The sequence below is a fragment of the Aliivibrio sp. 1S128 genome, assembly GCF_001691065.1.
In the GTDB taxonomy this organism is placed as follows: Bacteria; Pseudomonadota; Gammaproteobacteria; order Enterobacterales; family Vibrionaceae; genus Aliivibrio.
The window spans coordinates 1-906 of record NZ_MAJV01000013.1; the positions used below are offsets into that span (position 1 = coordinate 1).

The 906-nt window shown below is 31.8% G+C and carries 1 protein-coding gene; it reads left to right on the top strand.

Translation table 11 applies throughout. The features are described from left to right. Positions 1–894: hypothetical protein (locus A6E03_RS03475; RefSeq protein ID WP_065600174.1), on the top strand; the 894-nt coding region annotated here is incomplete at its 5' end. Between the last annotated feature and the right edge of the window lie 12 nt (positions 895–906).

A 906-nucleotide genomic window follows, 5' to 3' on the forward strand; every position in this document is an offset into this window, starting at 1 on the left:
TATGCAGGCGTTATGCCTCTATATTATAAGGGTTATATGAACGAAAAAATAGAACAAGCATTGGCTAAATTTAACGATAGGGTTGTTTCTGCAAATTATTTTCAGTCGGTCATTGATGCAACTATTTCAGCTCAATTAGCTGATCTATATAAAATGAAGAAAGGCGCGAAAAGTTATGATAATGATCGGCTAATTTCAGTACACAATTTTACTGTACCGCATTTAAAAACAGGTGAGATATTTTATGTAGGCTCAACAACGCATACAATCGATACAAAAATTAATGATCTTTGGATGCAGCATAATAGACAAAATCAATGGCTATTAGCTGAGATCTATGAATCTTTCGAAACATTCATTTTTGAGTTGTATGCAATTTCTGGATATGCAGGGGTACCTATTTGGAAAAAAGACGATTTACCTCAAGGGGAAAAGAATTTAGATGACTATTTTAGACAAATAGAAAATAAAAGGACAATCACATCAAAATATATCATGGGTCAGCTAGCTATAAATATCCCTGAGATTAAAAAAGTGGAAATGAAAAATACATTCAGAGACATAAATATAAGATTTGCTATAAGACTCATAGCAAACTTTAGGCATCTGATTGTACATAAGCATGGGATTATTGACGATAAAGAGGCCTTAATAAGTAAAGTTATCAAAGAGTCAGGTATGTCTATTTCAAAAGATAAAAGGTCATTTTACGTGTCATTTGTTGATTACTATTTAGGCAATGGTGGTTATTCTAATCATATCCTTTTACTAAAACGAAAAGTGGATCTTGGCCTTCCTATAGAAACTCATAAAAGTAGAATCAATGATATGTTTAGTATATTACTGTCATACGCTCACTTTGTGTGTGAATGTATAATTAAGTACAAGGCATAACAAATGCATCAA